This window comes from Alteromonas ponticola (genome assembly GCF_012911815.1).
In the GTDB taxonomy this organism is placed as follows: domain Bacteria; phylum Pseudomonadota; class Gammaproteobacteria; order Enterobacterales; family Alteromonadaceae; genus Alteromonas; species Alteromonas ponticola.
In genome coordinates this window covers 125222-140552 of the sequence record NZ_JAATNW010000002.1, presented here as the reverse complement: position 1 = coordinate 140552, position 15331 = coordinate 125222, and the positions used below count along the sequence as shown (strand labels likewise).

At 46.8% G+C, this 15331-nt stretch carries 16 protein-coding genes; 12 read left to right on the top strand and 4 right to left on the bottom strand.

Going from position 1 to position 15331, the window contains the following annotated elements:
- Positions 1-28: 28 nt before the first annotated feature.
- A complete protein-coding gene (suhB, locus tag HCJ96_RS03160) occupies positions 29-805 on the bottom strand; it encodes an inositol-1-monophosphatase (RefSeq protein WP_169209597.1) in 777 nt (258 codons plus the stop codon).
- Between the two features lie 204 nt (positions 806-1009).
- Between suhB and trmJ the strand changes: the two genes are divergently transcribed.
- Positions 1010-1726, top strand: a complete 717-nt coding sequence (trmJ, locus tag HCJ96_RS03155) for a tRNA (cytosine(32)/uridine(32)-2'-O)-methyltransferase TrmJ (RefSeq protein WP_169209596.1) — start codon at positions 1010-1012, stop codon at positions 1724-1726.
- Between the two features lie 5 nt (positions 1727-1731).
- Positions 1732-2559 carry a serine O-acetyltransferase gene (cysE, locus tag HCJ96_RS03150; protein WP_169209595.1) on the top strand — a complete coding sequence of 276 codons (828 nt, stop codon included), beginning with the start codon at positions 1732-1734 and terminating at the stop codon, positions 2557-2559.
- Here cysE and HCJ96_RS03145 read toward each other — a convergent pair.
- From HCJ96_RS03145 to HCJ96_RS03135, 3 genes are all read right to left on the bottom strand, one after another.
- Positions 2556-4487, bottom strand: coding sequence for an aminotransferase class V-fold PLP-dependent enzyme (locus tag HCJ96_RS03145; protein ID WP_169209594.1), 1932 nt, complete (start codon positions 4485-4487; stop codon positions 2556-2558). The genes cysE and HCJ96_RS03145 overlap by 4 nt on opposite strands.
- 116 nt (positions 4488-4603) lie before the next feature.
- Positions 4604-5317 carry a TVP38/TMEM64 family protein gene (locus tag HCJ96_RS03140; protein WP_169209593.1) on the bottom strand — a complete coding sequence of 238 codons (714 nt, stop codon included), beginning with the start codon at positions 5315-5317 and terminating at the stop codon, positions 4604-4606.
- 396 nt (positions 5318-5713) lie between these two features.
- Positions 5714-6523 carry a hypothetical protein gene (locus HCJ96_RS03135; protein WP_169209592.1) on the bottom strand — a complete coding sequence of 270 codons (810 nt, stop codon included), beginning with the start codon at positions 6521-6523 and terminating at the stop codon, positions 5714-5716.
- 296 nt (positions 6524-6819) lie between these two features.
- Here HCJ96_RS03135 and iscR point away from each other — a divergent pair, with 296 nt between their 5' ends.
- The 10 genes from iscR to ndk all read left to right on the top strand — a co-directional run bounded on the left by iscR (position 6820) and on the right by ndk (position 15288).
- Positions 6820-7302 (top strand): Fe-S cluster assembly transcriptional regulator IscR, encoded by a 483-nt coding sequence (gene iscR, locus HCJ96_RS03130; protein ID WP_169209591.1) that lies wholly within the window; start codon positions 6820-6822, stop codon positions 7300-7302.
- Complete coding sequence (locus tag HCJ96_RS03125) at positions 7303-8469, top strand: IscS subfamily cysteine desulfurase (RefSeq protein ID WP_169209590.1); 1167 nt, start codon at positions 7303-7305, stop codon at positions 8467-8469.
- A gap of 296 nt (positions 8470-8765) precedes the next feature.
- Positions 8766-10202, top strand: a complete 1437-nt coding sequence (gene sufB / locus HCJ96_RS03120; RefSeq protein ID WP_169209589.1) for a Fe-S cluster assembly protein SufB — start codon at positions 8766-8768, stop codon at positions 10200-10202.
- Positions 10203-10205: 3 nt separating this feature from the next.
- Positions 10206-10967 carry a Fe-S cluster assembly ATPase SufC gene (gene sufC / locus HCJ96_RS03115; protein ID WP_169209588.1) on the top strand — a complete coding sequence of 254 codons (762 nt, stop codon included), beginning with the start codon at positions 10206-10208 and terminating at the stop codon, positions 10965-10967.
- Positions 10964-12223, top strand: a complete 1260-nt coding sequence (gene sufD / locus HCJ96_RS03110) for a Fe-S cluster assembly protein SufD (protein ID WP_169209587.1) — start codon at positions 10964-10966, stop codon at positions 12221-12223. Before sufC ends, sufD begins: the two co-directional genes overlap by 4 nt.
- Positions 12220-13437, top strand: a complete 1218-nt coding sequence (locus tag HCJ96_RS03105; RefSeq protein WP_169209586.1) for an aminotransferase class V-fold PLP-dependent enzyme — start codon at positions 12220-12222, stop codon at positions 13435-13437. The genes sufD and HCJ96_RS03105 overlap by 4 nt, the downstream gene beginning before the upstream one ends.
- A 10-nt stretch (positions 13438-13447) precedes the next feature.
- On the top strand, positions 13448-13804 hold the full coding sequence (locus tag HCJ96_RS03100) for a HesB/IscA family protein (protein WP_169209585.1): 357 nt from the start codon (positions 13448-13450) through the stop codon (positions 13802-13804).
- Positions 13805-13809: 5 nt separating this feature from the next.
- Positions 13810-14343, top strand: a complete 534-nt coding sequence (sufT, locus tag HCJ96_RS03095; protein WP_211162691.1) for a putative Fe-S cluster assembly protein SufT — start codon at positions 13810-13812, stop codon at positions 14341-14343.
- A 17-nt stretch (positions 14344-14360) separates the two neighbouring features.
- Entirely contained in the window at positions 14361-14774 is a 414-nt protein-coding gene (locus tag HCJ96_RS03090; RefSeq protein ID WP_169209583.1) for a SufE family protein, read from the top strand.
- An 82-nt stretch (positions 14775-14856) separates the two neighbouring features.
- The gene (ndk, locus tag HCJ96_RS03085; protein ID WP_169209582.1) at positions 14857-15288 is read left to right on the top strand and encodes a nucleoside-diphosphate kinase; all 432 of its coding nucleotides are present in this window, start codon (positions 14857-14859) and stop codon (positions 15286-15288) included.
- The last annotated feature ends 43 nt before the right edge of the window (positions 15289-15331 follow it).

Here is a 15331-nt window from a genome sequence, read left to right as displayed (position 1 = left end):
CTTCACCGGTTTTTTTATTGCTTAACTTTTATTTTAAGTGCTTTACCAGCGCCTGAACCACTTTTACACTGCCCGCAACAATTTCACCTTTGTACAAAGGATCGTTACCGCCTTTAAAGTCGGTAACCAGGCCGCCCGATTCACGCACCAATAACTCGCCAGCTGCAATGTCCCAGGCTTTGATACCACGTTCCCAGTAGCCATCATGACGACCTGCTGCCACATAAGCTAAATCAAGTGCAGCGCTTCCACTACGACGAATGTCACCACACTCGTGGAAAATTTTATTTAAGCTCATTGCGTATTCGCCAAATTGCTTTTTATCCTTAAACGGAAATGCGGTAGCCAGAATGGTCTCGTTTAAATCTTTTGCTTTACTTGCGCGAATACGGTAACCATTTAGTTGTGCGCCCTGGCCACGGCTGGCAGTGAATAACTCGCCACGAATCGGGTCAAAAATTACCCCCTGGTCAAGTCGGCCTTTATGCAACAATGCAATAGATACACAGAAGTGCGGAATACCTTTAATGAAATTAGTGGTGCCATCGAGCGGATCGATAATCCATTGAAAATCGCTTTCGCTGCCCTCTGTTTCGCCGGATTCCTCACCCAGAAAAGTGTGGTTTGGATAAGATTGCTGGATCTTACTAATGATGGCTTTTTCAGCTTCTTTATCAATTTTTGTCACATAATCATTTGCGCCTTTGACTTGAGTTTCCAGATCATCACGATTCTCAAAGCCACGAACGATTATTGAGCCAGCAGCACGCGCAGCGCGCACAGCTATATTCAGCATAGGATGCATAATAAACCACCAATTGTAAAAGATCGAAGAAAAGCAGTAATCGCTATTCAAAAAATGAACAGCATTACGTAATTGGCGCGAAGTGTATCAGAGCAAATGTATTTTGCAATGTGAATTGGATTGCAATTGCGCCTTTATTAGCTCAAAACCGCTGAAATATGCTAGTATCCGCGATATTACGAATATAAAACTTACCGCGTCAGCATGCTTGATAATATCCGAATTGTACTTGTAAACACGTCCCACACCGGCAACATTGGCTCGGCCGCCCGTGCGATGAAAACCATGGGGCTGAAACACCTTTATTTAGTTGATCCGGTGCACGCACCTGATGGCAAGGCCAGTGCCATGGCAGCCGGTGCCGGTGATGTGCTGGCTAATGCTAAGACGGTTACTACGCTGGGCGAAGCGGTCGCTGATTGTGGATTGGTCATAGGGACATCGGCCCGCTCAAGAACCCACTCCTGGCCCATGCTCGAACCTAGAGAAAGCGGCGTTAAACTGGTTACCGAAGCTGAAAAATACCCGGTGGCGCTGGTCTTTGGTCGTGAAAACAGCGGTTTGTCGAATGAAGAGTTACAGCAGTGTCATTTTCACGTCTGCATTCCAGCGAACCCTGATTACAGTTCATTGAATCTGGCTGCTGCGGTCCAGACATTATGTTACGAGGTGAGAGTGGCCTGGCTTGATGCGACCTCGCACCCAGAAGTCGAAGCAGAGTATCCGCTTAACGAAGACTTAGAGCGTTTTTATGTACATCTGCAAGAGACGCTTCAAAGGACCAATTTTATCGTAAAAAATCATCCCGGAATGGTGATGACCAAATTACGCCGACTGTTTAACCGCGCCCGCCCCGAAGCGCAGGAACTGAATATTCTTCGAGGAATTTTGGCGTCAATTGATAAATCCACTAAAGAGTAACCACTGTGTTTGAACGAATCAAAGAAGATGTGGAAGGTGTATTTCGCCGCGACCCCGCCGCCAGAAACTTTTTTGAAGTACTGACCAACTATCCCGGCCTTCATGCGATCTGGATGCACCGGCTTAGTCACCGCTTGTGGAAAGCTGGTTTTAAATGGCTGGCACGCACCTTTTCAACCTTCAATCGCTGGATGACCGGGATTGAAATTCATCCCGGGGCTAAACTGGGCCGACGCTTTTTTATCGATCACGGGATGGGTGTCGTGATTGGCGAAACCGCCGAAGTGGGCGACGATGTCACCTTGTACCATGGAGTCACGCTGGGCGGCACCAGTTGGAGAGCAGGTAAACGCCATCCCACATTAGGTAACAATGTCGTCGTGGGCGCAGGCGCTAAAATTCTAGGGCCCATTTATATTGGCGAAAATGCCAAAGTTGGCTCTAACTCAGTGGTGGTAAAAGACACACCCGCTGGCGCTACGGTGGTCGGCATCCCGGGACGAATTGTCATGTCTGCTCAAAAAGCCGGTGATGTGAAAGAGCAGGCGGATAAACGCAATCAGATTGCGCGCAAATATGGTTTTGATGCCTATGCTGTCGCACCGGACAATCCTGACCCGGTGGCCAACGCGATGGGTATCATGCTGGAACACATGCATCAGATGGACACAAAAGTAGAAGAGATGTGTGCTGTCATCCAGTCTATGGGCGGCAATGTGTGCTCGGCGGATTTACAGTCGTTAAGTGCTGAGGATTTTGCTGCGACAGGCATCTCACCCGTGGTACCGGAGGGTGAGAAACCCAAAGAAAATGCGTTTGATCCTAAGATCTAAGTGTGGTCTTGCATCACATACAGTTCGCCGTCGTAAAAGCCCTGAATGGTGAGCTTCTGGTTGGACAGTGAGCGCAAGTAGTTGATGTGTTCTTCCTGAATCAGCTGACCGGGTACGATCAATGGAATACCCGGCGGGTAGGGCACAATCAACCCCGCAGAAATTCGTCCGGCACTTTCCTGCCAGGGAATCGCTTCACGTTTTCCAAAAAAAGCGTTAGAAGGCAGTTCAGCCAGTTTGATTGGAGGGATGGTGCTGGGCAACGCGTTCTTACTCTTACTGCGATGTAGCGACACCGAGCCCTGATCAAGCTTTTTCAGAGCATTATACAGCCGCACGATTTTTGAGCGCATACCGCCCAAAGTCAGTAGGACCAGAATGGTGCTATGAGTAAATTTCTCAATTTCCAGACCGACTTCGTCCATCAGAAAACGGTGAATTTCCTGATTGGAGTACTCTAATGCGGAGACATCGATAAGAATTTTAAGTGGGTCATGGCCCATATTGTCTTTAGCAAAATGCGGGAAAATCTTGCCGAAATCCTCTGCATCTAAAATACGTAAGCGCTTGAAGCGGGACACCTGCTGCTTAAGTTCATCCACATTATTAAGCAATTCATTCAGTATCTTATACCCTTCCATTTCCAATTGTTTGCGACACACATCCAGTGAGGCAATCAATTGATATTTGGGTGAGGTGCTGGTGTGAATACTGTAAATTTCTTTGAAAAAGTCACTGTCAAAATCCGGGTCATTGACGTGAATAAAAGAAGCCTGTGAAAAAGCTGACACCACTTTATGCGCCGAGTGAGTAACATAGTCAGCACCGGCATGAATTGCCGAATAATCGCGAAAACGCGGATGAAACAGTGAGTAGGCAAACCACGCCTCATCAATAAACACCTTCATTCCATGTTGATGGCCCAGTTCCACCACCTGTTTCAAATCGGTCAGCAAGCCGTCATAAGTGCAACCGGTCAACACAATCAGTTTGGCATCGGTATTGGCTTCGATGGTTTCCGCCAATCGTTCCAGTTCGGGGGGCGCAAAGATGCCATAATCCGGGTTGAGGATACTGTCCAGGTACACTGGCATCGCGCGTGCCTGAATAATGCCGTGGTGAACGGACTTATGACAGTTGCGGTCAATAATGACTTTGTCACCCTCGCGCAACAGGGTTTGTAAGATAATTTTGTTTGACGTAGAAGAGCCGTTAGTCACAAAGTACGATTTGCGCACCTCAAAGGTATTGGCGGCAATCGATTGGGCACGTCCAATGGCATGAGTACCATCAGAAAGGGAACCCAATGAATCTACGCTAACTGATAAATCACTGACAAACACATTGCGGCCGAAAAACTTGTAAAAATCGCCAATGTAGGGTGAATGACGGAAGCTGGCGCCGCCACTGTGTCCGGGTGTGTGCCACGAGTCATTGGCTTCAACGACATATTTTCTGTACGCCGTCCAGAATGGCGTTTCGTTTCTGTCGTCAAAGTCATTGATGATGTAACCTAAAATCGACTCTGGATCTGAAATGATATCGTTGCGATAAAAAAACGACTCCATCCCATTGGCCAGATTGACGATATCCAGCCCTTTAATGGCATCGCCTAAAACGTAAACGGGCAGTTCGCGGCGAATATGCTTAATCGCATCAATGACCACGGCGTTATTATCAACTTTACCGGCCTTGCTTTCACCCATGTCAGACCATTTGACTTCGGTGTCCCAGCTGAATACCACCGCCTGAATATCACCGTCATTGCGTACCAGTTCCAATGCCTTTGGAACGGTTTCGGCTTCAACCAGACTGATGGCAATATCGGTGCGCTCAAATGATTCGATGGTTGACTGAATACCGGTGACAAGTTGTTCTAATAGTTCTAAAGAATCTTCTATGATGAGAATTTTTACAGTTGGAAGCATGCAGGAAGTGATGTTGTAAGAAATGTATGCCCTTGAGTTTACATAAGGAATATAAGCTTGTCAGCGTTTGAATTGATTAAGTCAATTTCATTACTGGTAATTACCATCGAAAAAACTCAGCTCACTGCTTCTTGAGCCGGTTGATTAGAAGATAAATATTTTCGCATGTAGAAATGGGAGAGAACCAAAGTAACGATGCTTATAGCCAAACCACCGCCTAGCACAAGCCAGTGCACCGTTTCCGGAGAATTATCCTGGTTCAGCATTGCCAGACCGCCTATCCAGCCCAGGTAAACATACATGGCGGTAAGTGGTAGCTGGCCCAGCATGGTTGTCCACACATACGTCCTTAGTTTGACATGGGTAACGCCCAATCCATAGTTTTTCACCACCGCAGGGATAAAGGGGTTGAGGCGTAACATAAAAATAAATTTTGCACTGTGTTCAGCCACCAGTTTCAGGATTTGTTTACCTGACTTGGTTGCTTCAATTCTATGCGTTACAAACTCTTTTAACATATAACGGGAGATGAGAAATGTTATACAGGCTGCTGTCAAAGCGGATATGGCAGCAACGAGTAGTCCTAGCTTAAATGAAAATAGTACGCCCGCTGCTATGTTAAAAACCGAACTGGGAAAGCTTAAAGACGCCAGTACCACATATATCAGACCAAAAACGAAGTAGCTCCAAAAACCAAACGAGGTTATGTACTGAATACCTTCTCGAACGGTTTCTCGGGTTACCATCAGCTTCCAGAGCAGAATCGCGCAGCCAGCCAGAACCACAAAAATGAGTGCAATCTTTATTAGCGATTTATGGTTTGATTTCATTTAGCTATCCTCTTGCCATGCGTATGTCCGCGAGGTAGAAATGAAATGAGCGGGTTTATTGTTAACAGTTTCTGCGCTACCAACATCACAAATCACGAAAGGTTTATATTCCATTATTAATATATGGCGAGGAAACCCAAAAAGATTGCTGGGTAATGAAATTTATAACTCAGCGAGTTTCATTTCATGTAAGTAATCGTGAACGCAAAACGCAGCAAAGCTACTGTATTATGGAACATTCGGTAGGGTAGGGAGTGAACGGATGGGGGGTAAACCCATGCACCCATCGTCAAATTTGCCTAAGTTGATGACGTGGCTTATATCAAGGCGATACAGCCTCGCGCAGAAGTCGCAGCGACGCCGCGTAAAAAACTCCTGTTGTTGCAGAAGGAGTTTTTACAATGTGCCGTCTTGGGCTTTTTGCGTTTCAACTAGCAATGCACGTGCACGGTCTAGTTTAGTGTGCATTGCATCAACAACCATGCGAACATTGTCCACGCCCTTATCGCTGGTAATAGCCTGGGGAAGTGTTACGTTAAAATCTTTGTCCAAAGCTTCAACAAGTTTCGCATCTCTGGCAATCAAATCATCTTCAATCACTTCAAAACGCTGCATATAGGTATCGTGAACCAGGCTGGTCGCCACTTCATCCAACTGTTCAGCGTACTTGGCCACCACGCGATCTAAACGAGTTTTAATGTCGTCGATGACCTCAGGACCCGTGGTGGGTTCTTTCTCTGTAATGCGAACCTGGTCAACCAGACCCTGCTTTTGATATTGGGACGCCAGCTTAACTGCCCCCAGAGCTTGCCACAGAGTATGACTTAATTTTTTTTGTTCAGCACGCACCTCTGCAACAGGCTTTCCTTCATCTATCGCTACTTTGACGGCGTAAATACCCTGCCAGATAGAGGCATATATCGGCACATACTGAGTTTCTATGGCTGAGTGAAAGTCGACCTCTTCCCAGTAGACTAGCATCTCATCAGTTTTTACTGACTTATTTTGGGCTGCATAGGCGTCAACTACGCCACCAAATTTTGTTTCTAACCACTGTACTTCTTCAGAATATTGAGAGAGGTGAGCGTGCAGATTGTTAACGTGATCACCAATTTTACCATTGGCAAATGCGCTTCCTGTCGCCACAGCCAAGCCTATAGCTGATGCAAAAACCAGTGCACTCATTTTCTTCAGTGTTGTAGTCATGACCTATCCTAATCGTAATTTATTATGGAAATGATACTTATTATCATTGGGCAAGTAAAGGCTGTCTGAGTTGCTTTGGGTCGGATTACGCTGACTTTGTCGTTTGATAGGTGATTAGCTGATTAAAAATGATCAATTCACATAAAAAGCCATCAGCTTTACCATTATTTCAGATTGACAATTCTTCTCAATTTTTAATTGCCTTTAATTATTCACCGTGCATGCCAAATACTTGACCAATTTACTCAGGTATGAAAAAATTTTCACTTACTGCAACCACCATTTAGGTATTCCTCATGAAACTGACTTCTAAAGGACGCTATGCGGTCACGGCAATGCTCGACGTGGCTTTACACTCAGCGAAAGGGCCGGTTCCTCTGGCCGATATTTCAGAACGTCAGGAAATTTCCTTATCGTATTTAGAGCAGTTATTTGCCCGCTTGCGCAAAGAAAAACTGGTTCACAGCGTGCGAGGGCCAGGAGGCGGTTATAAATTGGGACGTGATGCCAATGACATTGCGGTAGGACAGGTAATTCGTGCAGTAGATGAAAGTGTCGATGCAACCCGTTGTCAGGGAATGGCAGATTGTCAGGGCGGTGAGCGCTGTTTGACCCACAGCCTCTGGCAAGACTTAAGCGATCGCATCAGTCTTTTTTTAAACGGTATCTCACTGGGCGAATTAATGGCTCAACGAGAAGTGCAAGAAGTAGCAGGGCGTCAGGATAAGAATAAAGCAAAAATAAAACTGGAAACTGAAATTTTAAGTGTGATTTTATAAATGTCTGCGAACAAGCCTATTTATCTAGACTATGCTGCGACGACGCCCGTTGATCCGGCCGTGGCAGCGAAAATGGCCGAATGTCTAACGCTGGAAGGTAACTTTGCCAACCCCGCATCTCGTACCTATCGCTATGGTTGGATGGCTGAAGAAGCGGTGGATGTTGCCCGCAGTCAAGTGGCCGAGCTTATCAACTGTGATCCTCGTGAAATTGTCTTCACCTCAGGTGCGACTGAATCAAATAATCTGGCAATTAAAGGTGTGGCTTATCGCCATTCAGACAAAGGCAAACATATTGTTACCCTGAATACGGAGCACAAAGCCGTGCTTGATACCTGCGGCTTCCTCGAGGGGCAGGGTTTTGAAGTCACTTACTTGGCTGTTGACGAAGATGGTTTAGTTAGTCTGAAGCAACTTGAGCAAGCGCTGCGTGAAGACACCATTCTGGTTTCCGTCATGCATGTTAACAATGAAATAGGTGTTGTTCAGGACATACGGGCGATTGCTGAATTATGTCGTCGCAAACAGATTCTTTTTCATGTGGATGCCGCTCAAAGCTTAGGCAAACTACCTATCGACCTGTCCACGCTCCCGGTCGATTTAATGTCTTTTTCAGCACATAAACTTTATGGCCCAAAGGGGATTGGGGCACTTTATGTGCGTCGTCGGCCAAAAGTGGAATTGGTCGCACAAATCCATGGCGGTGGGCATGAGAGAGGTATGCGTTCTGGCACGTTACCCACCCATCAGATTGTCGGTTTTGGTGAGGCATGTCATATCGCCGGGCTGCACATGAGGTCGGAAAGTGAACGTTTGCATGCGCTGCGGGAAAAACTCGCAGAGGGGCTTTTACATATAGGCGGAGTCATCCTTAACGGCCATCCCGAACAACGAATTTTTAACAACCTCAACGTCAGTTTTGCGGACATCGAAGGGGAAATGCTGACCCGTGCATTAGGCAATGATATCGCTGTTTCATCTGGCTCAGCCTGCAATTCGGCTAATCTGGCTCCCTCATATGTACTCTCGGCGATTGGGCGTGACGAAGCCTTAGCGTTAAGTGGCATTCGTTTTACCGTTGGGCGTTTCACCACTGAAGATGACATTGAATATACCGTTAGTCGGGTTGCTGATGTGGTTGCCAGATTGCGTCATTCGACTACATGAATCCGCAAGGGGACGGCGGTTAGCCGCATCTAACATTGAAAAATTGTGCCGAATACGGCAAAATCCGCGCCGCTAGCGACTTCATCCTCCATGCGGCGAGTATCCATTCAAGGTACAGTGTAAACACAAATCGAGATACTGCATGAACGCTAATACTTGAGTGAAATAGTCAGGTATTATACAATTGAGATATATTTCTGCGATGTTGAGCACATTGAAATGTTTGCGTCATCAGCCAAACCGTAAGGCTGAAAACATCGATTTTACAGGCAAACTAAAGTAAGTGAGATCCTAACATGAGTGAACAGATCGAACAGGCACTATCACGGAAGTACGAAGCCGGTTTCTATTCGGAAATCGAAGCCGAAACTTTCGAAAACGGCCTGGACGAATCCGTCATCCGTCGTCTTTCGGCAATGAAAAACGAGCCTGAGTGGATGCTGGAATGGCGTCTTAAGGCATATCGTGCGTGGCTTGAAATGGAAGAGCCTGATTGGGCCCACGTTAACTATCCGAAAATCGACTTTCAGGCGATTTCCTATTATTCAGCACCCAAAAGCATGAAGGACAAACCCAAGTCACTTGACGAAGTTGATCCCGAACTGCTGCGTACCTACGAGAAGCTAGGCATTCCTCTGCATGAGCAAGAAATGCTGGCGGGGGTCGCTGTTGATGCGGTATTTGATTCTGTTTCGGTTGTCACCACATTTCGTGAAAAACTGGAAAAAGCCGGCGTTATCTTTTGCCCAATTTCTGAAGCGCTGCAGAAATACCCTGATCTGGTTAAAAAATATATCGGTTCTGTGGTACCACGCACTGACAACTATTACGCGGCACTTAATTGTGCGGTATTTACCGACGGTTCATTTGTTTATATTCCCAAGGGCGTTCGCTGCCCAATGGAATTGTCTACCTATTTTAGAATCAACGAACAGAATACGGGTCAGTTTGAGCGCACACTGATTGTCGCTGACGAGGGCAGCCATGTCTCCTATCTTGAAGGGTGCACTGCGCCACAGCGTGATGAAAATCAGTTGCATGCTGCGGTAGTGGAACTTGTGGCCATGGATAACGCCACCATCAAGTATTCGACTGTACAAAACTGGTATCCGGGCGATGAAGAAGGCAAGGGTGGGATTTACAATTTTGTTACCAAGCGCGGTATCTGTCACACCAATGCGAAAATTTCATGGACACAGGTCGAAACTGGCTCGGCCATCACCTGGAAATATCCAAGCTGTGTGCTTAAAGGCGACAACAGCGTGGGTGAATTCTATTCGGTGGCATTGACCCGTGGTGCGCAGCAAGCTGACACCGGTACCAAGATGATCCACATGGGTAAGAATACCCGTTCCACCATCATCTCAAAAGGTATCTCGGCGGGCAAAAGCAACAATGCTTACCGTGGCTTAGTAAAAATGGGGCCGAAAGCCGATGGCGCGCGTAACTTCACTCAGTGTGATTCATTGCTGATCGGTGATAAATGCGGCGCGCATACGTTCCCATATATCGAAAGTCGCAATCCTTCCGCTATTGTAGAACACGAAGCAACCACTTCGAAGGTCAGTGATGATCAAATGTTTTTATGTCAACAGCGCGGCCTCGACCCAGAAAAAGCGGTGTCGATGATTGTGAATGGTTTCTGTAAAGAAGTATTTAAAGAATTACCAATGGAATTTGCCGTAGAAGCCGGCAAATTATTGGAAATAAGCCTTGAAGGTTCAGTGGGGTAAACGATGTTATCAATTAAAAATTTACACGCAAGCGTCGAAGAAAAAGACATAATTCGCGGGCTGAACCTGGAAGTTAAACCTGGTGAAGTACATGCCATTATGGGGCCAAATGGTGCCGGTAAATCTACGTTAGGCTATGTGCTTTCTGGGCGTGAAGGCTATTCCGTCTCAGAAGGCGATGCCACGTTAAATGGTAAAAATCTGATGGAAATGGAAATCGAAGAACGCGCCCGCGAAGGCATGTTTTTGGCTTTTCAATATCCGGTTGAAATTCCTGGCGTTAGCAATATGGAGTTCATGAAAGAATCCGTTAATGCGATTCGGCAACAACGGGGCGAAGAAGCTCTCACGGCAGCCGAGTTTCTGAAAAAAGCCAAAGATGCCTGCAAACAGGTGCAGCTGCCATTGGACTTTCTGAAGCGTGGCGTCAACGAAGGTTTCTCAGGCGGTGAGAAAAAACGCAATGAGATAATGCAAATGATTCTGCTTGAGCCGTCGCTGTGTATTCTGGATGAGTCTGACTCAGGTCTGGATATCGACGCCTTGCAAGTCGTCGCCGACGGCGTTAACTCACAACGTGACGGTAAGCGTAGCTTTGTCGTGATCACCCACTACCAGCGTTTGCTCGATTACATTAAACCGGATTTTGTGCACATCCTTGCTGAAGGCAAGATTGTGAAAAGTGGCGATGCGTCACTGGCACTGGAAGTTGAAAAAAGCGGTTATGGTTTTTTGGGTAAGAAATACGAAGGAGAAACTGCATGAGTCAATGGCTAACAAAGGTCATTGATGTAGCGCAGGAGAATCAGGATTTTCTGGCTCCTGTGCGTCAGCAGGCCATTACCCAATTACAGCAGGCAGGCTGGCCGAGCCAGCGTGCTGAGCAGTGGCGGTTTACCCCGCTTACTCCGTTGAAAGATCGTACATTTAGTCATGCGCAGGCGACTGATTCAGTCAGTGTGCCTGAAATACCTGGATTAGACGCCATCGATATTGTATTTAACAATGGTACGTTGGTCACCTCGTTAGATGAGTTAGCGTTACCACAGGGCGTAAGCATTGTTTCGTTCGCTCAGGCGAACGCACAGCAGCAAGACGATATCAAAACATTGTTTGGTCGCATCAAGCCACAAGCTCATGTATTTGGACAGATTAACGATGCACTCAGTCACCATGGTGTAATGATTGACGTGGCTGACCACGCAGAAATTACCCCGGTAATCAGACTGATCAACCTGACCTCGGCTGACTCGGATAACCATACCCGTGCGTTAGTGAAACTCGGTCAGCACTCCCACGCTAAAGTATTGGAATTCGGCCAGGGTGAACACGACAGTATGAACACCGCAGTGGCTGAGTATAGTATCGGTGATCATGCCAGTCTGGAACACTACCGCTTTGCTTTTTACACCGCTAATGCAAAAGCGGTTGGCGGCACGCACTTTAAACTAGGTGAATCGTCAAATCTAAATAGCACTGTGGTCGGTTACGGTAGCCAGCTTTCTCGTCTGGATATTGATATCTGGCATTCAGCGGAAAATGCTTTCGCTAAACTTAATGCTATTTATCTGCTGGCAGAAGGTGAATTGTTCGACCTGCATACCTGTATCGAGCATGCGCAACCCAATGGTACCTCGGAAGAAAATGCCCGCGGTATCATCGGTGACGGTGCGCGTGCAGTATTTAACGGTCGCATTCACATACACCGTGATGCACAAAAAACCTTAGCGGAAATGAACAATCGAAATCTCTTGCTATCACGTCGCGCCCTGGTGAACACCAAACCAGAACTGGAAATTTACGCTGACGATGTGAAATGTGCTCACGGAGCAACGGTGGCAGAGATTGAAGGCAGCGAGTTATTTTACCTGCTGAGTCGCGGTATTTCACGTCAAAAAGCGTTGGTTATGTTGAACTTTGGCTTTATTCAGGAGTTGGTCAACGATATTCCCAACAAAGCCATAGCGTCCTGGTTACAGCCAAAACTGAGTGAGCGTTTTGCGCATATGGAAGTAAAATGAGCCTAGACGTCACCGCGCTGCGCCAGCAGTTCCCAATTTTAAAAACGCAAATTGATGGTAAGCCACTGATTTATCTGGATAACGCTGCGACCACACAAAAGCCGCAAGCGGTTATTGACGCGTTAGTAGAATTTTACACTACATGTAATGCGAACGTACATCGTGGCTCTCACCACTTGTCTGATGAAGCAACGCGCCGCTATGAGAAGGCCAGAACCACCGTAGCGCGTTTTATCAACGCCAATGTGAATGAAGAAGTAATTTGGACCAGTGGCACCACAGAATCGTTAAATATCGTGGCGCATGGATTAGCGCAAAAATTGCAGTCAGGTGACGAGGTGATAATTACCGAAATGGAACATCACGCGAATCTGGTTACCTGGCAGCAGGCATGCATCAAATCAGGCGCTTCGCTGGTTGTTATTCCTATCAGCGAAGACGGTGAACTTGATCTTGCTAAATTCAAAGCTGCCTTGAACAACCGGACTAAGCTTGTGGCGTTCCCCCATGTTTCCAATGCGTTAGGCACCATCAATCCCATCAAAGAAATGACTGCGATGGCGAAAGCTGCAGGGGCGCTGGTTTCTGTGGATGGGGCGCAGGGCATTGCTCATGGTGGCGTAGATGTGCAGGCGATTGGTTGCGATTTTTATTCGTTTTCAGGTCACAAACTGTTCGGTCCCACTGGTATTGGCTGCCTTTGGGGGCGAAAAGACGTGCTTGAGGATTGGCCAATCTGGCAAACGGGTGGCGAAATGATTGCCGATGTTGAATATCAACAGACAACTTTCGGAACATTGCCGTTTCGGTTAGAAGCGGGCACACCCAATATATCTGGTGCCATCGGCATGGCGGCTGCAATTGATTGGTTCATGGGGTTGGATCAGCATGCCATTCAAACCCACGAAAAAGCCCTGTTGACGCGCGCAAACGAACTTGCCGCGGACATGCAGGGGTTGCGTTTAATCGGCACCGCAAAAAACAAAGTTGGAATTATGAGTTTTCTGCTAGATGGCGCGCACCCTGCGGATATCGGGTTTATTTTAGATCGTCAGGGCATCGCAATTCGCACTGGTGATAATTGCGCGCAACCTTTGATGAAGCGTTTAAACATTCCGGGTACGGCGCGGGCGTCGTTTTCAATTTATAACACCATTGAAGAAGTTGAAGCCTTCTTCAGGGCGCTTAAAAAAGCGCAAACCATGCTGGCTTAATGGAGGTAGTATGTCTGTAGAAACTTTTGTGCCGCCAACGTCGGTGATCACGTTAACGGATGCTGCAGTTAAGCATTTTGAGAAAAAGCTGAAAACGCATCAGGACAAAATTGTGCGCCTTTCCACAAGGGTGAGTGGCTGTACAGGGTATGCCTATGTGTTGGATTTTGCTGATGCGGCTAAGGCCGATGATGAAGTGTTGGATATCAACGAAAACCTGACTGTCGCCATTTCCAAAGATGCACTGCCATTGTTAAAAAACACCGAAATTGATTACGTGATGGAAGGCGTTAATGGTGTAATTAAATACAACAACCCGAATGTTGTTGATGAATGCGGTTGCGGTGAAAGTTTTAATATAAGCTGAGTTATCTGATGCAGAAAATGGTTACCACCGAGCGTGACTGCAAAGCGCGTTTGGTACCCGCAGGCAACGTCGTCAAAATCCCTGAAGGTGAGTTTGTTAACATCACCCAGGATCTCGGTGGCAATTATACGGTCACCTGGCGCGGTAATATGTATCGCATTGACGGTACTGATGCGGATGCGATTGGGCGTAAGCCACAGGTGTTGAATTTTACGCCTAAAGATGACAACACCATCGACGAAAAACAGGTATGGGAAGCATTGGAAACCATTTTCGATCCAGAAATTCCGATTAATCTGGTGTCGTTAGGCCTGATTTATCAGGTTACCGTAGATCAATCGTCCAATACTGTTAACATTGACATGACACTCACCGCACCTGGCTGCGGAATGGGGCCGGTACTGGTGGGGGATGTTGAGTATCGTGTTGGAATGGTACCAAATGTAAAGAACGTTAACGTCGAACTGGTATTCGATCCGCCCTGGTCGCGTGATAAAATGAGTGAAGAAGCCCAACTTGAAGCCGGATTGTTTTTTTAACACCTAAAGGTTATCCCATGCAGTTACCAAGTAGTCAGGACATTATTGATGATTTAGCCTTCTTCGATGACTGGGAGCAGCGTTATCAGTACATCATTGATTTAGGGAAGGCGTTGCCTGGATTACCAGAAGAAGCACGTACTGCGGATCGTCTGGTAAAAGGGTGTCAGAGCCAGGTGTGGTTGGTATCACGCAGTCAGAATGGCCGTTTGCAATTTGACGTAGATAGCGATGCCATTATTGTGCAGGGTTTACTGGCACTGGTGCTGGCCGCGTACAACGATAAAACACCCAGACAGATTCTCGATTTTGATATCGATCAGTATTTTGAAGCACTGGACTTAGAGCGTCATATCACCCCAACGCGAGGCAATGGTTTACGCGCAATCGTGGCAAAAATTAACGGTTTAGCCAGAAACGCAGTGCATTAATCAATCGCCTCTGGTCAAGTGCGGAAGAATTGCCTATAATTCGCGCCCAAATTTATTCGATTAGTTTACGGAGACAGAAAAGATGGCTCTTGAGCGTACATTTTCTATTATTAAGCCTGATGCGGTAGCAAAAAACGTTATCGGTGCAATTTACAACCGTTTTGAATCTGCTGGTCTGCGCATTGTTGCATCAAAAATGCTTCATATGAGCAAGGAGCAGGCTGAAGGCTTCTACGCAGAACACAAAGAGCGTCCTTTCTTTGGTGCGTTAGTTGATTTCATGACATCTGGCCCGGTTATGGTGCAGGTGCTTGAAGGTGAAAATGCGGTAGTTAAAAACCGTGAAATTATGGGCGCAACTAATCCAGCAGAAGCTGCTGCGGGAACGTTACGTGCTGATTACGCCGTTTCTATCGACGAAAACGCTGTGCACGGTTCTGATGCTCCAGAATCTGCAGCGCGTGAAATTGCGTTTTTCTTCTCAGACGAAGAAGTTTGCCCGCGCACACGTTAATCGTCGACTGACAGTTAACAAGGAAGGGAGCTGCGGCTCCCTT